20 protein-coding genes and 1 pseudogene are annotated in these 20,966 nt (G+C 71.3%); 6 read left to right on the top strand and 15 right to left on the bottom strand.

What is annotated here, in order from left to right:
- The first annotated feature begins 18 nt into the window (after window positions 1-18).
- Genes SMD20_RS16820 through SMD20_RS16810 form a run of 3 tightly spaced genes read left to right on the top strand, consistent with a single transcriptional unit; the run spans window position 19 to window position 3,339 of the window.
- Window positions 19-1,230, top strand: a complete 1,212-nt coding sequence (locus SMD20_RS16820) for an ABC transporter substrate-binding protein (RefSeq protein ID WP_329581651.1) — start codon at window positions 19-21, stop codon at window positions 1,228-1,230.
- A gap of 17 nt (window positions 1,231-1,247) precedes the next feature.
- Window positions 1,248-2,396 carry an acyl-CoA dehydrogenase family protein gene (locus SMD20_RS16815; protein ID WP_329581649.1) on the top strand — a complete coding sequence of 383 codons (1,149 nt, stop codon included), beginning with the start codon at window positions 1,248-1,250 and terminating at the stop codon, window positions 2,394-2,396.
- On the top strand, window positions 2,386-3,339 hold the full coding sequence (locus SMD20_RS16810) for an acyl-CoA dehydrogenase family protein (RefSeq protein ID WP_329581647.1): 954 nt from the start codon (window positions 2,386-2,388) through the stop codon (window positions 3,337-3,339). Before SMD20_RS16815 ends, SMD20_RS16810 begins: the two co-directional genes overlap by 11 nt.
- A 39-nt stretch (window positions 3,340-3,378) precedes the next feature.
- Here SMD20_RS16810 and SMD20_RS16805 read toward each other — a convergent pair whose 3' ends face one another.
- From SMD20_RS16805 to SMD20_RS16760, 10 genes are all read right to left on the bottom strand, one after another.
- The gene (locus tag SMD20_RS16805) at window positions 3,379-4,191 is read right to left on the bottom strand and encodes a FadR/GntR family transcriptional regulator (protein ID WP_329581646.1); all 813 of its coding nucleotides are present in this window, start codon (window positions 4,189-4,191) and stop codon (window positions 3,379-3,381) included.
- The gene (locus SMD20_RS16800) at window positions 4,191-5,015 is read right to left on the bottom strand and encodes an SDR family NAD(P)-dependent oxidoreductase (RefSeq protein WP_329581643.1); all 825 of its coding nucleotides are present in this window, start codon (window positions 5,013-5,015) and stop codon (window positions 4,191-4,193) included. Before SMD20_RS16800 ends, SMD20_RS16805 begins: the two co-directional genes overlap by 1 nt.
- The gene (locus SMD20_RS16795; protein ID WP_329581641.1) at window positions 5,012-6,118 is read right to left on the bottom strand and encodes an acyl-CoA dehydrogenase family protein; all 1,107 of its coding nucleotides are present in this window, start codon (window positions 6,116-6,118) and stop codon (window positions 5,012-5,014) included. Before SMD20_RS16795 ends, SMD20_RS16800 begins: the two co-directional genes overlap by 4 nt.
- Window positions 6,115-7,155 (bottom strand): acyl-CoA dehydrogenase, encoded by a 1,041-nt coding sequence (locus SMD20_RS16790; protein WP_329581638.1) that lies wholly within the window; start codon window positions 7,153-7,155, stop codon window positions 6,115-6,117. The genes SMD20_RS16795 and SMD20_RS16790 overlap by 4 nt, the downstream gene beginning before the upstream one ends.
- A 539-nt stretch (window positions 7,156-7,694) precedes the next feature.
- On the bottom strand, window positions 7,695-8,315 hold the full coding sequence (locus tag SMD20_RS16785; RefSeq protein WP_329581635.1) for a DAK2 domain-containing protein: 621 nt from the start codon (window positions 8,313-8,315) through the stop codon (window positions 7,695-7,697).
- Between the two features lie 4 nt (window positions 8,316-8,319).
- The gene (locus SMD20_RS16780; RefSeq protein WP_329581632.1) at window positions 8,320-9,321 is read right to left on the bottom strand and encodes a dihydroxyacetone kinase subunit DhaK; all 1,002 of its coding nucleotides are present in this window, start codon (window positions 9,319-9,321) and stop codon (window positions 8,320-8,322) included.
- Window positions 9,322-9,357: 36 nt separating this feature from the next.
- On the bottom strand, window positions 9,358-10,437 hold the full coding sequence (locus SMD20_RS16775) for an ABC transporter permease (protein ID WP_329581629.1): 1,080 nt from the start codon (window positions 10,435-10,437) through the stop codon (window positions 9,358-9,360).
- Entirely contained in the window at window positions 10,434-11,477 is a 1,044-nt protein-coding gene (locus tag SMD20_RS16770) for an ABC transporter permease (RefSeq protein ID WP_329581626.1), read from the bottom strand. The genes SMD20_RS16775 and SMD20_RS16770 overlap by 4 nt, the downstream gene beginning before the upstream one ends.
- Window positions 11,474-12,976 carry a sugar ABC transporter ATP-binding protein gene (locus SMD20_RS16765; protein WP_329581623.1) on the bottom strand — a complete coding sequence of 501 codons (1,503 nt, stop codon included), beginning with the start codon at window positions 12,974-12,976 and terminating at the stop codon, window positions 11,474-11,476. The genes SMD20_RS16770 and SMD20_RS16765 overlap by 4 nt, the downstream gene beginning before the upstream one ends.
- A gap of 56 nt (window positions 12,977-13,032) precedes the next feature.
- Window positions 13,033-14,073 carry a substrate-binding domain-containing protein gene (locus SMD20_RS16760; RefSeq protein WP_329581620.1) on the bottom strand — a complete coding sequence of 347 codons (1,041 nt, stop codon included), beginning with the start codon at window positions 14,071-14,073 and terminating at the stop codon, window positions 13,033-13,035.
- 187 nt (window positions 14,074-14,260) lie between these two features.
- Between SMD20_RS16760 and SMD20_RS16755 the strand changes: the two genes are divergently transcribed.
- A complete protein-coding gene (locus SMD20_RS16755; protein WP_329581618.1) occupies window positions 14,261-15,004 on the top strand; it encodes a DeoR/GlpR family DNA-binding transcription regulator in 744 nt (247 codons plus the stop codon).
- A gap of 350 nt (window positions 15,005-15,354) precedes the next feature.
- On the opposite strand, the gene SMD20_RS16750 is transcribed toward SMD20_RS16755, so the two are convergent.
- From SMD20_RS16750 to SMD20_RS16740, 4 genes and pseudogenes are all read right to left on the bottom strand, one after another.
- Window positions 15,355-16,170, bottom strand: a complete 816-nt coding sequence (locus SMD20_RS16750) for an ABC transporter permease (protein ID WP_329581615.1) — start codon at window positions 16,168-16,170, stop codon at window positions 15,355-15,357.
- Window positions 16,167-17,615 carry an ABC transporter substrate-binding protein gene (locus SMD20_RS16745; protein WP_442942598.1) on the bottom strand — a complete coding sequence of 483 codons (1,449 nt, stop codon included), beginning with the start codon at window positions 17,613-17,615 and terminating at the stop codon, window positions 16,167-16,169. Before SMD20_RS16745 ends, SMD20_RS16750 begins: the two co-directional genes overlap by 4 nt.
- 90 nt (window positions 17,616-17,705) lie before the next feature.
- A pseudogene (locus tag SMD20_RS48355) lies at window positions 17,706-18,179 on the bottom strand (ATP-binding cassette domain-containing protein); the annotation flags it as partial.
- A 124-nt stretch (window positions 18,180-18,303) separates the two neighbouring features.
- On the bottom strand, window positions 18,304-18,888 hold the full coding sequence (locus SMD20_RS16740) for a TetR/AcrR family transcriptional regulator (protein ID WP_329581610.1): 585 nt from the start codon (window positions 18,886-18,888) through the stop codon (window positions 18,304-18,306).
- Between the two features lie 141 nt (window positions 18,889-19,029).
- Here SMD20_RS16740 and SMD20_RS16735 point away from each other — a divergent pair, with 141 nt between their 5' ends.
- Both SMD20_RS16735 and SMD20_RS16730 read left to right on the top strand, forming a co-directional pair.
- Window positions 19,030-19,578 (top strand): DUF4242 domain-containing protein, encoded by a 549-nt coding sequence (locus tag SMD20_RS16735; protein ID WP_329581608.1) that lies wholly within the window; start codon window positions 19,030-19,032, stop codon window positions 19,576-19,578.
- Window positions 19,575-20,660 (top strand): acyl-CoA dehydrogenase family protein, encoded by a 1,086-nt coding sequence (locus SMD20_RS16730; protein ID WP_329581605.1) that lies wholly within the window; start codon window positions 19,575-19,577, stop codon window positions 20,658-20,660. The genes SMD20_RS16735 and SMD20_RS16730 overlap by 4 nt, the downstream gene beginning before the upstream one ends.
- A gap of 87 nt (window positions 20,661-20,747) precedes the next feature.
- Here SMD20_RS16730 and SMD20_RS16725 read toward each other — a convergent pair whose 3' ends face one another.
- A complete protein-coding gene (locus SMD20_RS16725; RefSeq protein ID WP_329581603.1) occupies window positions 20,748-20,957 on the bottom strand; it encodes a hypothetical protein in 210 nt (69 codons plus the stop codon).
- Between the last annotated feature and the right edge of the window lie 9 nt (window positions 20,958-20,966).

Genomic DNA, 20,966 nt, shown 5'->3' with positions numbered 1-20,966 from the left:
CCCAGGAAGGACACCCCCATGAGGAAACGTGCCACAACGGGCACAGCCGTGGTGTGCGTGGCGCTGCTCGCGCTCGCCGCGTGCGGCGACGGCGGATCCTCCGGCGACGCCGCCGAAGGCACCACCATCAAGATCGGTTTCGTCGGGGCGCTCACCGGCCCGCTCTCCCCGAGCGGCCAGAACTCGCTGGCCGGGCTCAAGGCCGGCGCCGAGTACGTCGAGCAGCACAACCCCGGCACGAAGATCGTGATCGAGCAGCGCGACACCAAGGGCGAGCCGACCGCGGCCGTCGCCGCCACCCGGGCGCTCGCCCAGGACGGCGTGTCCGCGCTCTACTTCACCACCGAGGCGTTCCCGCCCGTCCAGGACGTGCTCAACCAGGTGAAGGTGCCCGGCGACACCGCCGGCGGCATCGGCTCGATCGCCGCCGACGTCGGCGACTCCAAGCGGTACAAGTATGCCTTCAGCACCGGTGCCGGCACCTCCGGCGAGACCTCGATCACGCCGCTGCTGTCGTACGCGGCCTCGGCCGGCAAGACGGTCGCCGTGCTCGACGACTCCTCGGCCTTCGGCACCTCGCAGACCAAGGACACGCTCGCCATCGCGCAGAGCCAGTTCCCCGACGTCAAGATCGTGCAGGAGAGCTTCCCGAACACCGCCTCGGACGTGACCGCGCAGCTCAACAAGCTCAAGGACGCGGGCGCCGAGTCGCTCATCGTCTGGTCGTACGGCGCCCCGCTGGTCGCCACCATGTCCAGCCTGAACAAGATCGGCTGGAACCCGCAGATGTCCGCGGTGCTCGGCATCGGCGACCCGGCGACCACCGAGCTCATCCCGGAGGGCATGAAGAAGACCCTCGCCGCCGGGCCCATCGCCAAGACGTTCCTGTCGTCCTCGACCGGCGACAACTCGATCACGGCGGACTTCGTCAAGCTCTACCTCAAGGCCAAGGGCAAGACCGAGTTCAACGCCCTCGACTCGGTGGGCGCGGTCTCCTTCGACTGGGCGCTGCTGGTGACCCAGGCGGCGCAGCAGGCCAAGTCCACCGAGCCCGACGCGATCAAGAAGGCGCTCGTCTCCGGGGGGACCTTCAAGGGCGCCAACGGCACGTACACCTTCGGTCCCGACAAGCGCATCGGCATCGATGCCGACCAGCTCGGCGTCTTCGTACCCGCTCAGCCGTGCCCGGACGGCAAGTGTGTCGAAGCCGCCGTGAGTGCGGGGGAGTAATGCCCGAGGAGACCTCAGTGGATCTCCGGCTGGGAACGCGGGCGGACGCGTTGCGCGTCCGCCTGCGCGCCCTGCTGGCGGAGCTCCTCCCCGACGACTGGACGACGTCGTTCTCGCCGGACCCGGCGGTCCAGTCGGTGGTGACCAGGGTCGTCGAGCGTCTCGCCGAGGAGCAGCTCCTCACGCTCAGCTGGCCCGAGGAGTACGGGGGCGCCGGCACCGACATCTGGCAGCAGGCCGTCCTGCGGGAGGAGATGTGGGCGCACTTCGAACCCCGCGGACCGCAGTACATGGGCCTGAACTGGGTCGGACCGGTGATCATGGAGGTCGGCACGCCGGAGCAGAAGGCCCTGCACCTGCCGGCCATCTCCTCCGGCCAGGCCGTGTGGTGCCAGGGGTTCAGCGAACCCGGCGCCGGCTCCGACCTCGCCTCGCTGCAGCTCGCCGCCGAGCTCCACGACGGTGAGTGGGTGCTGAACGGCCAGAAGATCTGGACCTCGTACGCGGGACTCGCGCAATGGTGCTTCCTCGCCGCCCGCACCGGCAGGGGCGCGGCCAAGCACGACGGCATCACCATCTTCCTGGTGCCGATGGACTCGCCCGGCATCCGGGTCGTCCCGATCGACTCGATCATGGGGGAGCAGCACCTCAACGAGGTGTTCTTCGACGACGTACGGGTCGCCCCCGGCGCGGTGCTCGGCGAGGTCGGCCGCGGCTGGGACGTCATCCGGCGGGTCATGAAGCACGAGCGGATCGGCATCTCCCGGTACGCCCGCGACGAGCGGGTGCTCGCCGCGCTGGCCGGCCACCCGTCCCTGACCGAACCGGCCGCCCTGCACGAGTACGCCCGCGCCCTGGTGCACGCCCGGGTGGCCAGGCTGCTCAACTACCGCGCCGTCGCGCTGAACGACGCCGGCCGGCTCACCGACAGGGAGGCCTCCATCGCGCGGCTGGCCTCCATCCAACTCGACCAGGAGGTGGCCGCGCTGGCTCTCGACCTCTCCGGCGCCGACGCCCTCGTTCCCGACCCGTCGGCCGGCCTGCTCGGCCACGTCGAGGACGTCTTCCGGTACGCCCGTTCCGCGACCATCGCCTCCGGCACCATCGAGGTGCAGCGCATGCTCGTCGCCCGCTCCTCGATCGAGGGGGACCGGCGTGCGTCGTGACTGGCCACAGGCGGCCGTCGCCTACCAGGAGAGCGTGACCAGGGCCTTCGACGCCCTGGGCGGGGTGGACCTCGCGCGCGCCGCCGAGGCGGACCGGACCCGGCGCGAGGCGCTCGTCGCGCCCGCCCTCGACCGGCTCGACCTGCGCGGCCTCGACCCGTGGGGCGACGAGGACGAGTCGGCCGCCGTCATGCTGGCGGTCCGGGCGGCGGGCGCCGTCGTGCTGCCCTGGCCGCTGGCGCACGAGCTGGCCGTCCCCGCGGACCTGCGCGGCGACGTCGGCGGCGTCCACCTGATCTCGGGGAACGCCCACCGGCTCGACCACGCGGACCTGCTGCGCGACGCCGTCGCCGTCGACCTGGACCGGGGCGTCGCCCGCCGGGTGACGGCCGGAGCGCCGCGCCCGGCGCCGCTGGACCCGTTCGCGTCCGGCGTCGTCCTCGGCGCCGAGGTGCCGGGCGTGGACGCGGCGCGGGTCACGGCGATGCGCCTGCTGCTCGACGCCTTCTGGGTCGCCGGCGCGCTCGCCACCGCCGCCGAACGGGCGGTGACGCACGCGAGGGACCGGCAGCAGTTCGGCAAGCCGATCGGCAAGTTCGGCGAGATCCGGTGGCGCGTCGCGGACCTGTCCCTCGCGCTCGACGGGCTGGAGGAGCTGGCGCTGCACGCGTGGTGGCTGGTCCGCCGGGGCGAGGCGCGCTCGGCCGACCTGCTGGCGCTGCGGGTGCAGATGATCGAGGCGGCGAACACGGTGCTGGCCAACGGGCACCAGGTGATGGGCGCCATGGGCCTGTGCGAGGAGCACGACCTCACCGTGCTCGACCGCCACCTGCAGAGCGTGCTGCACCGGCCGGCCGGGCGGATCGCCTCGACCGGGCTGCTGGCGCGGGCCGTCGCGGCGGAGGGGTTCGACGGCGTCTACCCGGTGGCCGCCTGGCGGTAGCGCGAAGGCCGGCCAGGTCCTGGCCGGCCTTTCACCGGATCAGTCGCGGCCGTCCATGCGCGGGTTGCCGTACTCGTCCAGCACCTGGACGGGCGGCGCGTCGTCCGAGGCGACGTACAGCTGCGACGCCTCCAGATGCGCCCGCATGAGCTTGCCGGCCAGCGCCGCGTCCCCCGCCCCGATGGCCTTCTCGATGGCGCCGTGCGCCCGCAGCACCGCGTGCCGCCGGTCCACCGGCGGGTAGCTCGCCTCGTCGGAGGCCCGGCGGGCCCACCCCCGCTCCTGTACGCTCCAGACGCTCTCCAGCATCCCGACGACCACCCGGAGCGTCTCGTTGCCGGCCGCGTCCACCAGCCCCTCGTGGAACCTGACCGACGCCCCGGTGAACGCCGGCCCGTCCTCCACGACCTGCGCGGCCTCCTCGTTGAGCTGCCGCAGCCGTACGGCGACCGCCTCGTGGTCGTCGCGGCCCGCCGCGTGCTCCGCGCACAGCGGCTCCAGCAGGTTGCGGGCCGCCGCCAGGTCCCGCATGGGGGTGGCACGCGCGTGCAGCAGCAGCCCCATGTGGTACGCGGCCGACCCGGGGGCCGGGGCCTTGATGACGGTGCCGCCGCGCTTGCCGCGGCGGACCACCACCAGCCCCTCCGTCTCCAGGATGCGGAACGCCTCGCGCAGGCTCGGCCGGCTGACCGGGTACTCCTGGAGCAGCACCGGCTCCGTGGGCAGCTCCGCCCCGTCGGCGAGATCACCTTCCAGGATGCGCAGCCTGAGCTGCGCCGCCAGGGCCTCGGCCACCCGCGGTGTCCGCAACGGCATGCGGCGGGGGCGTGGTGGGATCTCGGACTCGGTCATCAGAGTGTTTCACCGCCGTCGATGAAGATGGTCTGGCCGGTGATGAACGAAGCGAGGTCCCCCGACAGATGGACGGCCAGCGCCCCCAGCTCCCTGGGATCGCCGGTGCGCCGCATCGGGATGCGCTCCTTCAACCAGGCCTGACCTTCTGGACTGTCGTGAAGAGCCTGCGTCATGCTGGTGCGGAAGTGCCCCGGCGCGATGGTGTTGACGGTGACGCCGAAGGCCGCCCACTCCTTGGCGAGCGCCCGGGTGAGCTGGGTGATGGCACCCTTGGCGACCTGGTAGCTCACCGTCAGGTTGGCCGACCGGGCGACGCTGCTCGACGCGATGTTGATCACCCGGCCGCGCCTCCGCTCCAGCATCCCCGGCACAAATGATCTCACGAGGTGGAGCGACCCGCGGACGTGCGTGTCCAGCACCGAGTCCCACTCCTCGTCGGTCATGGCGACACTCGCCGGCCCCGAGCCCGGCTGCCCCACCTTCTCCCCGGACGCCTCGTCCACGGGCAGCGGGACGACCGGCCGCTTCACCAGGTTGCCGGCGTTGTTCACCAGGATGTCGACGCCGCCGACCTCGGCCAGCACCGCGTCGCGCAGCCGGTCGAGATCGGCGGGGCTGCGGATGTCGGCCGGGAACGCGTACGCCTGGCCGCCCGCGGCCTTGATCTCCGCCGCGAGGCTCTCCAGCTCCTCGGCGTTGCGGGAGACGCCGCACACCACGGCGCCCGCCCCGGCGAGCGCGGTGGAGATCGCCCGGCCGAGTCCGCGTCCGGCTCCGGACACGACGGCTGTCCTGCCCAGCAGGGGGTGGGTCTCTGTCATGGCGTGCCTTTCGGTAGTCCGAGCGTACGCTCCGCGATGATGTTGCGTTGGATTTCCGACGTGCCGCCGTAGATGGTGGCGGCCAGCGATTCGAGCCGCTCGTCGAAGAGCGCGGGGTCGTCGAACGCCCGCGCCCCGGCGCTCTCCAGCGACAGCAGGGCCGCGCGCTGCACCGACTCCGAGCCGAGCAGCTTGAGGATCGACGACGCGGGGGACGGCAGGCCCGCCCACCGCTGAGCAGCGGTCCGCAGCCCGGTCAGCCGCACCCCCTCCGCGTCCGCCAGCGACCGGCCCAGCCGGACGAGCTGGTGCTCCGACAGCTCCGGCGCCGTCAGCGTGGGCTCCAGCGCGCGGGTGGTCTCCAGCCAGGTGTTGATCCAGATCATGTCCCGCTCGTGTTCGAGGCTGGACATGGCCACGCCCCAGCCGCCGTGCAGCGGGCCCAGCAGCGCGTCCTCCGGCACCTTCACGTCGTCGAGGAAGACCTCGCAGAAGGACTCGACCGCCGGCCCGGCGGTGCGGATCGGCCGGACCTCCACCCCGGGGCTGCGCAGGTCGAGGATCAGGCAGGAGATGCCGCGGTGCGGCCTGGCCTCCGGGTCGGTGCGGACGTACAGCGCGCACCACCGGGCCTCGTCCGCCTGCGTCGTCCACACCTTCTGCCCGTTGACGGTGAACACGCCGTCGGCGAGCGTCGCCGTCGTGCGCAGCGCGGCGAGATCGGACCCGGCGCCGGGCTCCGACATGCCGAGCGCCCACCACTCGTCCCCGCGCGCGGCCGGCCGCAGCAGCCGCTCCCGCTGGGCGGCGGTGCCGTACGACCTGATGGCCGGCGCCGCGACCCCGGCGCCCTGGATGTTCATCAGCCGCGGCACCCGGCGGCGCGCGCCGGCGAGCTTGACGGCCAGCGCGTCGGGGACGCTCAGGCCGCGCCCGCCCTCGCCCCGGTCCCATTCGGGGATCAGCCAGCCCGCGTCGAACGCGGCGGCCTGGTACTCGGTACGGAGCTTCACGTCGCGGCGGTGACGCCGGTAGTTCTCCGCGTAGTCCGCGGGCAGGAAGCCGTCGAGGAACGCCTCGAACTCGGAGGTCACATCCGTCATCGGGAGATCCGCCTTTCGATCCGCGCCGCCGCCAGGTAGAGGGCGTCCGGCTCCCCGAGCAGGCCGGCCGTCTGGTGGGCGCGCCGCAGGAACAGGTGGCAGTCCGCCTCGAAGGTGACCCCCATGGCGCCCATGAGCTGGGTGAACAGCGACGTGACCCGCACGGCGGTCTCGGCGGCGACCGCGTTGGCCAGCAGACAGTCCCGGGCGGTCAGGCTCAGGGCCGCGCCGTAGACGAGACTGCGAGCCCGCTCGACCGCCGTGTAGGCGTCCGCCAGCTGATGCTTGACCGCCTGGAAGGCGCCGAGCGCCCGCCCGAACTGCCTGCGCTGGAGCACATGCTCGACGGCCCCGTCCAGGGCGCCCGCGGCGATCCCGGCCAGGTCGGCGGCGACACAGACCCGAGCCCCCGCCAGCACCCGTTCCAGATCGCCGAGCGTCGACTCCCGCCACTCGGCAGCGGCCACGCCCGCCTCGTGCCCGAGCCGGAAGGCCGGGAGCGGCCGGGACGGATCGATCAGGGTCTCCTGCCCCACCGCCTCGACCCCCTCGGCCCCCGGATCGACCACGACGACCCACGCCCGCTCCGGGCCCTTCACGACCAGGGTGAACGCGGCGGCGCCATGGCCGCCCAGAACGTGCACCCGCTCGACGCGGCACCGGCCGTCCCCGTCGACCACCCCTTCGGCGATCCCGAAGCCCGCGGGCGCCCGCCGGAACTCCTCCCGATGCACCCCGGCCGCGACCTGCGTACGGAACGCGAGCGCCGACGCCAGCAGGGGAGCGGTGAGCAGGGCGCGCCCGGCTTCTTCGAGCATGACCACCAGGTCGATCATCCGGCCGATCCCGCCGAGCTCCTCGGGTATCCCGATGTCGGCGTAACCGCCGTCCGCGACCGTCTCCCACCCGCCCGGCTCGCCGCCGTCGAGCGCGGCCCGCATGACCGCCGGGCCACGCAGCGATCGGAACTGGGCGCGGGCGGTGTCGGCGAGGGCGAGGCTGTCCTCGTCCGGGGCTAGAAGCTGCCAGTCCGTCATCTTTGTCCGGGTTCTCCTCGCTGGAGTGGGATCGCCGTCAGGACAGATGCTACCTGTATATGATTTAGATGTTAAGCGTGGCATGAAGGCGCGGTCCACCGCATCATTGGGTGATGATCCTGAACAGGCAGGGAGGCGAGCGCTGCGCTCGGGCTGTGCCGGCCACCGGCACGCCTACTCTCTGGACGCCGTCGACGAGGAGATCGACGCGCCGAGGTTCCGGCGGCTGTGGCGGGGCGAGCCGTACGTGGAATTCCCGGATTGCCCGCCCCTCGCCTTCGGGGCGGGCCGGCTCACGGAGCTGCGCGGAGGCGGGGGCGGGGGCGGAGGCGGCGCTGGGCCGGGCCGGGCCGCCCGCGTTGGAGGACCGTTCGTCCAAGTGGGGGGCGATGCTGACGCACGGCATGCCGAAGGGCCGGCTCGACCCAGCGCGCGGCGGGTCCGCCGGCCCCGGCCGCACCGGCCGCAGTCCTTCGTGAGCAGGCTTCTTGACGAGCGCGGTGTGCTCCCGCAGCGGTGTCACCCGCGCCCGTCGCGGGTCATCGAGACGAGGTGGCCTGCTGCCAGCTCTGCAGGAACCGCCACATGGCGGTCGCGCCGGGGTCCTGCAGGCCGATGCTGCGTTCCTGCAGCCAGGCCGCGCGCCCGCGCCGGGACTGCAGAGCGCGGGTCTCGATGACGGCCTTCTCGGCGACGGCAGTGGCCGCGTCCAGGCCGGCGGCGCCGGTGGTGGCGGCGCTCAGAGCGTCGGCGGCGGGCAGGATGACGTCGACGATCGTCTTGTCACCGAGCTGGGTCTTGCCGCGCTGGGCGATGTTGTCGCCGGCCGCGCGGACGAACCTGGCGGCGGCCGACACGTCGACGTCCTCGACGTCCGCCCACGTCTTCGATCCCGCGAGCAGGCCCCCCGCGACGAGGGCGGCGAGCGTCGAGGGGTTGGCGTTGGCGAAGGCCTTCGCGCAGGTGCGGGCGATCTCCGCCGGCGTGATGTCCTCGGGAACCGTGTCCAGCGCCTCGATGACCGCGGCGGCCCCCAGCGAGACGGTGATGCCGAGGTCACCGTCGCCCAGTGCCTGGTCGAGGTCACGCAGTTCGTCGGCTACGCCGATGAGCTGCGACAGGCTGCGCTTGATGGTGTCGATCAGCTCTGCCGAGCGCATGGTTTCAGACCTCCAGGAAGAACGGCGAGGACGCCGGCGCGTTGAGAAGTTCGAGGCGGGCGTCGTCGAGCTTGAGCAGGGAGATCGAGGCTCCGGCCATCTCCAGGCTGGTGGCGTACTCGCCCACGTACTTCTTCTCGATCGACAGACCGCGCTCCGACAGCACCTGGTGCGCCCGGCGGTAGATGACGTAGAGCTCTTCGAGGGGCGTGGCGCCGAGGCCGTTGACCAGGACGGCCACGCGATCGCCCGAGACCAGGTCCAGGTCCTCGACGAGCGCGCCGATGATCCGGTCGGTGATCTCGTCCGCCGTTTCGAGCGGGCCCCGGTGGATGCCGGGCTCGCCGTGGATGCCGATGCCGATCTCCATCTCGCCTTCGGCGAGGGTGAAGCTCGGCTCTCCGGTGGTGGGCATGACCGTCGGGGACAGGCCGATGCCCATGGTGGCGGTGTGCTCGACGACGTCCTCCGCGACCGCCGCGACCTGGTCGAGGCTGTCGCCGCGCTCGGCCGCGGCGCCGGCGGCCTTGTAGGCGAACATGATCCCGGCCACGCCGCGTCGCTCGTGCTTGCGCTCCTTCGGCTGGCTGGCGACGTCGTCGCGGCCCAGCACCGTGCGGGTCTCGATGTCCTCGAGTTCGGCGAGGTCGGCGGCGAGGTCGAAGTTGAAGACGTCGCCGCCGTAGTTGCCGTACAGGTACAGCACGCCGGCTCCGCCGTCGACCGCCTTCGTGGCCTCGAAGCACTGCTGGGAACTGGGCGAGCTGAAGACGTTCCCGATCGCCACTCCCGAGCAGAGCCCTCGCCCGACATAGCCCTTGAACAGCGGCAGGTGGCCCGAGCCGCCGCCGGTGACGATGCCCACCTTGCCGGTGACCGGCGCGTCGGCCCGGACCAGGATCCGGCGGTCGTCGCCGGGGTTCTTCACCAGATCGGGATGAGCCAGGACGATGCCCTCGATCATCTCGTCGACGAAGTCACCAGGCTTGTTTATGATCTTCTTCACGCTTCTACCTTCCAGGTGAGTACGAGAGTGCCGACATCACGTGCTTGCGCGCCGGGCGAGTCGCCGGCGCACGGGCCTGGTCCATCGCCGGCGCACCTCGTCGTAGATCATGACGGCGATGAGGATGACCCCCTGCGCGATCGCGTACTCGTAGGCGGACATCCGCATCGCGGTGAATCCGCTCGACACGATCTGCAGCGTCAGGGTGGCCAGCACGACGCCGAGGACGGAGGCGAAGCCGCCGTTGGGGTTGGTCCCGCCGAGCACGGCGATCACGATGACGAGCAGCACGTACGACGCGCCGTAGTCGGCGGAGGCCGTCGGGTTGCGGGCGATGAACAGGATGCCGGCGATGCCGCCGAGCAAGCCGGTGAGAACGTAGGTGTTGAGCAGGATCCGGCGGGTGGCGATGCCCGAGTAGCGGGCGGCGGTCGGGTTGGCGCCCTGCAACTGGATCCGCAGTCCGAGGGGCGTGCGGGTGACGAGGACGCCGAACGCGATGGCGACGAGCACGAAGATGACGAACAACAGCGGGACGCCGCCGATGGTCGACAGCCCCAGGTTGGTCAGAGCCGACGGCGATCCGGACAGCGTCTTGCCTCCGGTCCAGGCGACCGCGATGCCGTTGTAGATCTGCATCGTGCCGAGCGTGGCCAGGATCGGGGTGATGCCGAGGCCCGAGACGAGCAGGCCGTTGACGAAGCCGCCCGCCAGCCCGACGGCGAGGCCGGCGAGCACGATGACCGGGGCGAGCTGCTCGGCCTGGGCCGGATCTCCCGCGGCGATCGTCGTGAACAGCGTCGACATGGTGATCGCGGACAGGTTCGCGATCGACACGAGCGACAGGTCGATGCCGCCGGTGAGCATCGCCAGCATCATCGCCAGCGAGATCACGCCGATCTCCGGTGCGGAGAGCGCGATGTTCTGCAGGTTCGTCGAGCTCAGGAACACGGACGGCTTGAGCACCGAGAAGAGCGCGAAGGCGATGATCAGCAGGATGAGCATGCGCCGCGCCCCGCCCTGCGGCGAGATCCGGTCGAGCAGACGGGCCCAGCCGTTGTCGACGGTGCTGTTCAGCTTGCCCAGCGGGCCTTGCTCCAGTGGGGTGGTCTTCATGCCGTCACCTCCTGCCCGCTGTTGATCTTGACCCGGCTCCGGGCCTTCCTGGTTCCTCTGGCGGCGAGCGCCTGCACCCCGACGCCGATGACGAGCAGGACGCCGACGGCGGTGCGCTGCCATGCGCTGGGCACGCCGGCGAGGGTGAGACTGTTGTTGATCACCTGGATCAGCAGGACGCCGAGGACGGTCCCGAGCACCGAGCCGCGGCCTCCGAAGATCGACGCGCCGCCGAGGACCACGGCCGCGATGATGTCGAGCTCGGTGCCGACGAGCTCATGGGGGTTCGCGCTGCGCCCCATGATCATGTAGATCATGCCGGCGACCGCGGCCATCATGCCGACGATCACGTAGACCACGAGCTGGGTGCGCGTCACCCGGATGCCGGAGCGGCGTGCCGCGTCGAGGTCGCCGCCGATCGCGTAGATGCTCCTGCCGAACATCGTGCGCCGCAGCACGACGCTGAGCGCGAGCGCCAGCACGATGGCCGGGATCACCAGGAGGTGCAGGTACGCGCGTCCGCCCGAGGTGGTGACCTCGATGAGGTTCGTCGTCGAGATCGCCGCCATCGGCTCGGGCAGGTTGGCGATGTACCGCGAGCCGACGTAGGCGAGCAGGATGCCGTTGAAGACGCCCTGGGTGCCCAGGGTGACGATCAGTGTGGGCAGCCGGAACCTGGAGATCAGGAAGCCGTTGACCGACCCCAGTCCCGCCCCGATGAGCAGCGCGGCCGCGAACGCCCCGGCCAGGCCGAGCCCGAGCGGGTCGCCGCCGAACACGGTCACCGTCGTGTAGGCCGCGAAGACCGCGATCGCCGCGAACGACACGTCGATGCCGCCCGAGATGATCACCATCAGCACGCCGAGAGCCATGATCAGCGGCACGATCGAACTGCGCAGGATGCTGAAGGCGGTCGGGAGCGTGAAGAAGGCGGGATTCGCGATCGACATGCCCACGATGACCAGCACCAGGACGATCGCGAGGACGCCCTCGTTGTTGGGTCCTCGCAGCCGGCGCAGGACCGAGCCCTGGGCGCTCATGCGGCCACCTTCTCCCGGATCGCCTCCACAGTGACCTCGCCTTCCTGGAGGATCTCGGCGATGCGCCCGTGGCGCACGACGAGGACGCGGTGGCAGCACGCCACGAGCTCGGGGGCGTCGTCGGAGATGACCAGGACGCCCCTTCCTTCGGCGGCCTCAGCACGGAGGATGGCGAGGATCTCCGCCTTGGACCCGACGTCCACCCCGACGGTGGGGCCGTTGAGTATGAGGACGCGGGGACGGCGGGCCAGCCATTTGGCGAGCACCACACGCTGCGCGTTGCCGCCGGAGAGCGACCTCACCGGAGCGCGGGTGTCCGGCGCCTTGACGCGCAGCCGCTTGAACAGGCCGTCGATCGTCTTGCGCATGGCACGCCGGTTCAGCATCCAGGCGCGGTTCCTGTGCTGGTCGGGCGAGCCGGCGATGATGTTGTCGGAGATCGACTTGTCGAGGAACAGCCCTTCGGTGAGCCGGTCCTCGGGCACGTAGCCGATCCCCGCGCCGATGGCGTCGCGGATCGAGCGCAGCCGGACCGCCTTGCCGTCGACCTTGACGGTGCCGGTGTCGTGCGGCAGGGCGCCGAAGAGGGACTCGGCGATCTCCGTACGCCCGGATCCGAGCAGCCCGGTGACGCCGAGGATCTCCCCGCGCCGCACGGAGAAGGAGACGTCCTGGTACGCGCCGCGCAGCCCGAGCCGCTCGACTTCGAGCACGACGCCGGCATCCGGCCCCAGATCCGTCACCTGCCGGGACTCGTCGAGCTCCCGGCCAGTCATGTACCGGGTGATGGCTTTGGAGTCGAGGTCGGCCGCGTCGCCGGTGATGACGTGCTCGCCGGAGCGGAGCACGGTGACCCTTTGCGAGATCCGCAGTACTTCGTCCAGCTTGTGGGAGACGAAGATGAGGGCCACGCCGCGGGAGCGCAGCCGCTCGACGACGGTGAAGAGCCGGTCCACCTCGGTGTGGGTGAGCGCGGTCGTGGGCTCGTCCATGATCAGCACGCGGGCGTCGTTGACGAGCGCCCGGCAGATCGCGGTCAGCTGCTTGTCCGCGACGGACAACTGCTCGACGTCGGCGTCGAGATCGACGTCGAACCCGAGATCGTCGACGATCGCCTGCGCGGCGGCCTGGGCGGCGCGTCCGCTGTAGAGACGCCGCCGATCGGCGACGGCCGAGGTCAGGACGATGTTCTCGGCGACACTGAGGTTCGGGAACAGGGAGAAGTCCTGATAGATCACCTGGATGCCGCGCTTGATGGCGTCCGTCGGATTCATCGACCGATAACCGGTTCCGTCGATGACGATCTCGCCCGAGTCGGGCCGCTCCACACCAGATATGATCTTGATGAGGGTCGACTTGCCGCTGCCGTTCTCGCCGGCCAGGCAGAGCACTTCGCCGGGCAGCACGTCGAGCGAGACACCGTTGAGTGCGGTGACACCGCCATAGGTCTTGACGATGTCCCGCACTGCGAGGACGGGCGGGGGAGTTGCAGGGGACATGGGGAGGCGCCTTTCCACTGGGGTCCGGCGAGCGTGCCCTGGACCCCCTTCTGCGATCAGAAGTCGTACTTCTTGGCGGTTTCGGCATCCGCCTCGATCGCGGCGTCACCGAGGAAGACGTTGTCGTAACCGTCGAGCTTCGTGAGGTTGCGGTAACCCTCGATGCCGAGGTCCGTTCCGGGCTCGATCTTCCCGCCGGTGGAGAGGATGCGCGCGATCTCGAGCTGTGCCTTGCCCGCCTGCGCGGGGTCCCAGAAGAAGATCTTGTCGATGGAGCCGGTGGCGAGGTACTTCGACGCGGCTGAGGGGATCGACGTGCCCATGACGCACACGTCCTTCTCCTTGCCGGCCTCCTCGACGGCGCGGGCGATGCCGGGGACGTCGTTGCCGGCCGAGCCCTGGAAGCCCTTGATGTTCGGGTGCTTCGCGAGGATCTCCTTGGCCTTCTGGTAGGCGGCGGTCTCGTTGTCGGTGCTCTCGATCGGGTCCTCGACCCGCTTCATCCCGGGGAAGTTCGCCTGCTGGAACTTCTCCGCGGCGCCGACCCACTCCATGTGCGTCTTGGCGGTCAGTCCGCCGACGAACTGCACGTACTCGCCCTTGCCGCCCATGCAGTCGCCAAGGCTCTTCATGATCTTCTCGCCGTAGACGGCGTTGTCGAACGCCTCGATGTCCACGTCCACGTTCTTGATGCCGGTCGCCTCGTGCGCGACGGTGATGATGCCCTTGGCCTTGGCCTGGGTCAGCACGCTGCTGAGGGCTTCCGGAGAGTTCGGCACGACGGTGATCGCCGTCGGCTGCTGGGCGATGAGGTTCTGGATGATCTGGATCTGCTTCTCAGGGCTGACGTCGTCACCGCCTTCGGTGCGGGTGTCGATGCCCTTCTCCTGCCCGTAGGCCTTGACGCCCTCATCCATCCGGTCGAACCACGCGATGCCCTTGACCTTGACAACGGTGACCATCGTGGTGTCCGAGGCGGAGGCGCGGGCGGTGGAGCTCTCGCCGCTTTCGGCTCCGTCGTTCACGGTGCCGCAGGCTGTCACCGACAGGGCCAAGAGCCCGGTGGCCACGACTACTGGTGTGCGCTTCCGCTTCATGCCGTCTCCCGTGCGTACGGATCCTGATTCCGTGCATCATTACCTTGAGCTGGGCACAGACTAGGTGTTACATGAGCATATGTCGATAGTTTCCAGGAGGTTTCCACACGCTTACGTGTAAAGTCCTGCACGGAATCGCGCATCAGGCGGACCCGCGTTATGCTCGCGATCCGATGGAGGGGGTTGGATGGGACGTCGGGAACGCATAGTCGAGCTCCTCCAGGAGCACGGCTTCCAGAGTGTCGCCTCGTTGGCTCGGCAGTTCGGTGTCGATGCCTCCACGATCCGTCGGGATCTCGAACACCTGGCCACCACCGGCACGATCAACCGCACCCACGGTGGCGCCGTTCCCGTGAGCGTTCCCCCGCCGAGTCAGGGAGCGGTGCCGCAACAGCAGGAGAAGCAGGCGATCGGCCTGGCCATGGCCGAGCGGGTGCTGGAGAACCAGACGATCCTCATCGACGGCGGGTCGACGTGCCTGGAGGTGGCACGCCACCTGTCCCGTTCACGCCTGACCGTGGTGACCCACGACCTGCTCATCGCTCTCGAGATCGCCCGCAAGCCCCAGTACAACCTGGTGTTCATCGGCGGTGAGCTCCTGCCGACGACCACGTCCATGTGGGGCCCCACGTCTTTACAACAGCTCGAGAACATGCGGGTCAACGTCGCCGTGTTCGGCGCGGAGGCGGTGCTGGAAGACGGGATCTACGCCAGCTCCAGCTACGCCACCGAGGTCAAGCGCAAGATGTGCTCGATCGCGAGCGAAGCGTTCTTCGTCGCCGACAGCACGAAGTTCGGGCGCGAGGCGCTGTTCAAGGTCTTCGGGTTCGAGCGCTTCACCGCGGGCGTCACGGACACCATGCTGGACCCCATCCGGGCCGCCCACTGGGAGATCCCGCTCATCCGGGTCAATCCCTCCGCCAAAGGGTGAGGCCCCGCTCCGTCGGTCGTCGGCACTGAACGCGTGCGGTCCGCCCACGCCCCTGAGGCGTCTCCAGGTATGCCTCGATGAGGACGCACGTCTTGCAGGGCGGGCTGTGCCGCAGGCGTAACTCGCCGTTCGGACGCGTCGGCCCGGCGGCGCGCGGTGCGGCCGGCCCTGCTCGCCATGAACCATCACCCGACGGCGGCTCCTGCCGCGGTCATGAGCGCCTGCGTGGCGAGACGCGCCGGTGGTGCGGCCTAGGTAGGAGCGCGCCGGTGGTGCGGCCTAGGCAGGAGCGCGCCGGTCGGCCGATCTTCCCCGGTGGCGTAGCAGGCTCACCGGCGGCGCGCCCGCGGTCACGCGTGCTTGCCGCGGCCCGCGCCGACCACGCGGTCGAGCAGGAAGCCGATCCCGCCGATGAGCAGCATCGTCGCCGCCAGCCGCTCGTAGTCCAGGTTGTCGCGGGCGTTGAGCACCGCGTACCCGAGCCCGTTGGAGACGCCGAACATCTCGGCGGGCACCAGCACCACCCAGGCGATGCCGAGGGCCACCCGCAGGGCGGTCCGCAGCGGCCCGGCCAGCCCGGGGATGATCGTGCTGCGGACCACCTCCCAGCGGGTCGCCCCTAGGGAGCGTGCGACCAGTGCCGCGCCGGGGTCGAGCGCTCGCCTGCCCGAGGAGACGCCGAGGACGATCGGCCACAGCGCGGCCAGGGCGATGAGGGTGATCACGGGTGCGTCGTCCGAGCCGAGCAGGACGATGACGAGCGGCGCCCAGGCGAGCGGAGAGGTCATGCGCAGGAACTGGACCACCGGGGCGGTTGCGTACTCGACCAGGGCCCTGGAGCCGAAGAGCAGCCCCAGGGGCACGCCGATCACCGTCGCGATCAGCAGGCCGGACAGCAGGCGTCCCAGCGACGCGGTCACCGCCGAGAGCGTGACCTCCTCGACGAGCATGCCGCCCAGCGCGCCGATCGCCGAGACCGGACCCATGCGGGACACCACGGCGTTCCCTGCGAAGATCACGTTCGCGAGGAGACCCCACAGCAGGACCACCAGGATCACCACGGCGGCCCGCCAGCCGGCCCAGATCGCGGGACGGCGGCGGTGCGGGTCCGCTGTCGTCGCGGGCGCGGCGGCCTCGGGCCTCAGGAAGTCGACCGACGCTTTCACGGCTCGATGACCTCCGTGCGCACCCTGGGCGCACCGAAGGCGCTCAGCCCGCCGGTGGCGTCGAGCGCCGCCGCCGAGATGTCGGTGGCCACGAGGTCGCCGTGCACCTCCCCGGGATCGAGGTCATCGAGCCAGGTCACGTTCGCGTCCACGACTGTCTCCTTCATCGCGCGTACGAGCTCGCCGGTGTAGCCGGGATAGGGATGAGGCTGGAAGTCGATGCGGCGCGAGTCCCATTCGGGATGCCGGACGGCTCCGGACGACACGTAGGCCGGGTCGGTTCGCGCGGTGAAGGTCCGTTCCAGCGCGGGCAGCGGCTGCGGGAGGTAGCGGCCCTCCGACAGCCGGCGGGCGGCGCCCTCGCGGTCGCCCCGGATGGCGAGCTGCGCGGCGATGATCGCCTCGGTGGCCCGGAGCGCGACGTCCGGCCGGTCGCGTACGAGCTGCTCGCGGACGACCGTGACGCAGCACGCGTGGTCCTTCCACACGTCGCCGGTGAAGCGCAGGATCTTCCCGATGCCGAGAACCTCGGCCGCGGCGCAGAACGGCTCGGCGACGATGTACCCGGAGATCGAGCCCGACTGCAGCGCCGTGGGCATGTCGGCCGGGGGGATCACGACGAGCTGGGTCGTCCTGTCCCGGGCGCTCGGCGCGGTGTCGAGCACGGGCTTGATGCCCGCCTTGCGCAGCAGCTTCTGCAGCACGACGTTGTGGACGGAGAACCACGCGGGGACCGCGACCTTCGTGCCGGCCAGGTCCTCCACCCGCTCGACGTCCTTAGCGACGGTGAGGGCGGAGCCGTTCGCGTGATTCCAGGCCAGCACCTTGACCGGCACGCCGGCGTCGTAGCGGAGCTGGATCGCGAGGGGCATCAGCAGGTGGACGATGTCCACGTTGCCGCCCTGGAGGGCCTCGACGAGAGGTGCCCATCCCCGGTACAGCACGGGGGCGGGGGTGGTGATGCCGCGCTTGCCGAACTGGCCGGAGTCGTGAGCGAGCAGCAGCGGGGCGGCGTCGGTGATGGGCAGGTAGCCGATGCGCAGCGTCGCGGACGCAGCACCGCCGGGCCTCGCCGGGGTGGCGGCGGTGGTGGTGGCGGCGGTGGCGGTCCGGTCGCCGGTGCCCAGGAGGGATCCGACGACGGGGGCGGCGAGCAGGGCGAGTGATCCGGTGATGGTCAGCGCCTCCCGCCGCGTGCTCGCCATCCCGGCGCTCAAGGCCGCGGCGGGAGGGTCAGGTGCCTTGCCGTCGTGGCCGCTCAGCTCGTCGCGTTCGGCTGGGGAGCCGAAGCGTGCGAGCAGTTCCCTGCGCGCCGAGCCGTCGGCGAGCTGTTCGCGGCGCGTCACCGGAGAGGTCACCAGCTCCAGAGGACCGGGTCCGGGATGCAGGAGGCCGATCCGGTCGCCGAGGAGCAGCGCCTCGTCGAGGTCGTGGGTGACCAGCACGGTGGACAGGCCGAGCGTCGTGTGCACCGAGCGGAGCCAGTCCTGGAGCTCAGCCCTGGTGAGCGGATCGAGCGCGCCGAAGGGCTCGTCGAGGAGCAGCAGCGAGGGCCCGGCGACGACCGCGCGGGCCACCGCGACGCGCTGGGCCTGGCCTCCGGAGAGCTGGGCCGGGTAGCGGCCGGCCAGCTCGCCGATGCCGAGCTCGGACAGAACCTCGCGCACCCGCCGGTCGGCGGCCTCCTTGCCGCCGAGCGGGCGGCCGCCGTTGGCGCGGTACTCCAGGCCGAGGCGCACGTTGCGGGCGACGGTACGCCATGGCAGCAGGTGCGGGTACTGGAAGACCGATCGGGTCGCACCGCCGTCGTCCTCGGGGCGGTGGACGGTGCCCGACGTCGGCGCCTGAAGCCCGGACAGCACTCGCAGCAGGGTCGACTTCCCGGCTCCCGACGGCCCGACGAGGGCGAGGAACTCTCCTTGTTCGATCCGCAGGTCGATGCCGGACAGCACGTCGTGCCGTCCGTAGCGGACGCTGACGCCGGCCAGTTCGGCGATCTTCTGCTGCATACGGCTGTCCTCTGGTGGCACGGTGGGCGGCGCCGGTCGTCCTGGCGCGCACGGTGAACGGGCAGGCGGACTCGGCACGCCGCCGAATCGCCTCGCCCACAAAACCTACCAGACAAGAAGGTTTTTAACGAGAGGCGTTCTCCGGCGTATTCGCGCCCAGCAGTCCGGCGGCCATCTCGCGCGCCAGGACGATCGGCGCCGTCGAGCGCGCGCACTTGACGCCGGCGATGCCGCCGTCGTACAGGACCTGGGTCCGCGCGACCAGGGAGTCGCGCTCGGGGCCGCGGTCGCCGAGCGCCTCCGACCACCGGGCGCGCACCCAGGCGCGGTGCGCCTCGACCGCCTCCGCCACCGGATGGCCGGGCTCGGGGAACTCGGTGGCCGCGTTGAGATAGAGGCAGCCTCGGTACGAGCGCCGCCCCGCCCCGGCGATGGCCAGGTCGAACGAGGTGAGCACCCGCTCGACCCCGTCCCGGACGCCCGTCACGGCGGCCCGGTAGGCGGCCCGGTCGGCGGCGTCCTGGCGTTCGAGGTAGGCCACCACGAGCGCCTCCTTGGAGCCGAACGCCTGATACAGGCTCGACTTGGCGACTCCGGCCGCGGCGATGACCTGGTCGATGCCCACCGCGCGGATGCCGTGGAGCGTGAACAGACGGGTGGCGGCGTCGAGGAGGCGGTCGGCGGGTCGGAGCGAGGGGAGTGCGGCCATCCCAGGAGTGTATGCCGGGGCGGCCAGGTGGAGCCGGGGATGACACCCGAGTATTCCCCATAAGACAGATCTGTTTTACTGTCTTATGTCAGATCCGCCCCGTCGCGCACGGGGCCGGCCCCACCGACGCCTGGAGGCCCTGTGCCGCTCTATCTGATCGAACTGACCACGACCGCCGCCGACCGGCCCGCCGTGGAGGCCGCCATCGCCGAGGTCGCCCGGCAGGCCGCCGGCCTGGGCGGCGAGCTGATCGAGTCCCAGGTGACGAGAGACCTGTCCCCGGTCTACGTCGTCATCGAGGCCGCCTCGTGCGCCGGCCTGCGTCTCGATCTGGAAGCCCTGCCCGGGATCTCCGCGATCGCGGGCCCGGACGAGGTGCGGCTCGTCGGCGCCGACCTCGACGACGTGAAGTCGGCGAAGAGAACGGTCGATTACCTGGTGGAATGGGACATCCCCGACGAGATCGGGATGGAGGACTACCTCGCCCGCAAGAAGGCCAAGGCGCCGCTGTACGCGGAGGTGCCCGAGGTGAGCTTCCTGCGCACCTACGTGCGCGAGGACACCAGCAAGTGCCTGTGCCTGTACGACGCCCCCGACGAGTCCGCCGTACGCCGGGCACGCGCCGCGGTCTCCACCCCGGTCAGCCGCCTCTACGCCCTCGGCCACGGAAACGAGGGGGAGGAAGGATGACCGTCATGGCGCCTGCCTGGCGGCAGCACCTGCCCGACGTCCTCGCCCACCTCGCCGGCCGGGCGGCGTCCGTGGACGAGACGCCCCACCAGGGCGACGACGGCACGATCGGCCCGCGCGACCTGCTGCGCCACCTCGGCCGGCGGAACCTGCTCAGCCTGGACGCCGGTCCCGGGGACACCGGCGTCGCGGAGGTCGCCTCCCTGATCGACGTCATCGCCGGCGAGTGCCTGAGCTCGGCCTTCTCCTTCTGGGCGCACCGGATGGTGATCGAGTACCTGCGCGAGGCCGGGAGCGGCGGCCCTCTCGGGCCGCTGCGGGCCGGACTCGCCGCGGGCACCGAGGTCGGCTCCACCGCGATGGCCGCCGCCCTGCAGGAGATGGCCGGCATGCGTCCCGTTCCCGTCGTCGCCACGCCGTACGCCGGCGGGTACCGGCTGGACGGCCCGATCAGGTGGGCCTCCAACCTGGTCCCCGGGGCCGCGGTCGTGCTGCCGGCCCGGGTCGGCGACGGCGCGGGGCGCATCGTCGCGGTCGTACGCGTCGGTGACCCCGGTGTCGCGGTCGCCCCGCCCAGGCGATTGCTCGCGCTCAACGCGACCGCCTCGTCCTCGATCACCCTGACCGGCGCCCGGGTGGACGCCGGGCACGTCGTCACCGACGACCTGGCCGGATTCGTGCGGCGTGCCCGGCCGGTGCTCCTGCTGCTGCAGACCGCGTTCTGCCTGGGGCTGGCGCGCCGGTCCCTGGACGAGGCCCGCCGGCTCGTCCAGGGCGAGGCCGCCGCCGTCCTCGTTCCCGATCTGGAGGAGTCGACCGCGCGGCTGGGCGACTACGCCGAACGGGCGCGGCGGGCGCAGCACGCGCCCGCCGCCGCCGACCCCCTTGAGATCACCCGGCTGCGGTACGACGCCGCCCACCTCACCCTGGCGGCCACTCGTCTGGAGGCGACCGCGAGCGGCGGGCGCGGCTACGCCACCGGCACGCCGGTCAACCGGCGGCTGCGCGAGGCGGCGTTCCTCCCGGTGCAGTCGCCGAGCGAGATTCAACTGCGCTGGGAGCTGTCGCAAGCGGCGACCTGACCGCCTCCCGGCCCGGCGTCAGGAAAGGGCGCAGCCTTCGATCGCCTGCTGCAGACGCTTGCCACGGAGTGATCGACCGTTTGGGTGTCACACGCGCAGGACGGTGACTTGGCGGCCGGAAGGGGTGGCCGCCTGCTCGAAGCCGCCGCGCTCCTTCCAAGGCGGGGCTTCGGGACGGCGGTCGAAGATGACCAGGACGCCGGTGTTCAGAGTCAGCCGGTCGAGGTAGCGGTCGAGCTGGGCCAGGCCCTCGGGCTTCGGATCGTCCGCGCCTGGCCGCCACACCTTGAGTTCCATGGCTTCGCG

It is taken from the genome of Nonomuraea sp. LP-02 (assembly GCF_036289125.1).
Classification (GTDB): Bacteria; Actinomycetota; Actinomycetes; order Streptosporangiales; family Streptosporangiaceae; genus Nonomuraea; species Nonomuraea bangladeshensis.
This window is presented reverse-complemented; position numbering and strand designations above follow the sequence as displayed.

Coding starts and splice junctions, on each gene's coding strand:
- SMD20_RS16820 (WP_329581651.1), top strand. CDS start 19: ATGAGGAAACGTGCCACAACGGGCACAGCCGTGGTGTGCGTGGCGCTG.
- SMD20_RS16805 (WP_329581646.1), bottom strand. CDS start 4,191: ATGACCGAGTCCGAGATCCCACCACGCCCCCGCCGCATGCCGTTGCGG.
- SMD20_RS16800 (WP_329581643.1), bottom strand. CDS start 5,015: ATGACAGAGACCCACCCCCTGCTGGGCAGGACAGCCGTCGTGTCCGGA.
- SMD20_RS16795 (WP_329581641.1), bottom strand. CDS start 6,118: ATGACGGATGTGACCTCCGAGTTCGAGGCGTTCCTCGACGGCTTCCTG.
- SMD20_RS16790 (WP_329581638.1), bottom strand. CDS start 7,155: ATGACGGACTGGCAGCTTCTAGCCCCGGACGAGGACAGCCTCGCCCTC.
- SMD20_RS16785 (WP_329581635.1), bottom strand. CDS start 8,315: ATGCGCTCGGCAGAGCTGATCGACACCATCAAGCGCAGCCTGTCGCAG.
- SMD20_RS16775 (WP_329581629.1), bottom strand. CDS start 10,437: ATGAAGACCACCCCACTGGAGCAAGGCCCGCTGGGCAAGCTGAACAGC.
- SMD20_RS16770 (WP_329581626.1), bottom strand. CDS start 11,477: ATGAGCGCCCAGGGCTCGGTCCTGCGCCGGCTGCGAGGACCCAACAAC.
- SMD20_RS16765 (WP_329581623.1), bottom strand. CDS start 12,976: ATGTCCCCTGCAACTCCCCCGCCCGTCCTCGCAGTGCGGGACATCGTC.
- SMD20_RS16760 (WP_329581620.1), bottom strand. CDS start 14,073: ATGAAGCGGAAGCGCACACCAGTAGTCGTGGCCACCGGGCTCTTGGCC.
- SMD20_RS16755 (WP_329581618.1), top strand. CDS start 14,261: ATGGGACGTCGGGAACGCATAGTCGAGCTCCTCCAGGAGCACGGCTTC.
- SMD20_RS16740 (WP_329581610.1), bottom strand. CDS start 18,888: ATGGCCGCACTCCCCTCGCTCCGACCCGCCGACCGCCTCCTCGACGCC.
- SMD20_RS16730 (WP_329581605.1), top strand. CDS start 19,575: ATGACCGTCATGGCGCCTGCCTGGCGGCAGCACCTGCCCGACGTCCTC.
- SMD20_RS16725 (WP_329581603.1), bottom strand. CDS start 20,957: ATGGAACTCAAGGTGTGGCGGCCAGGCGCGGACGATCCGAAGCCCGAG.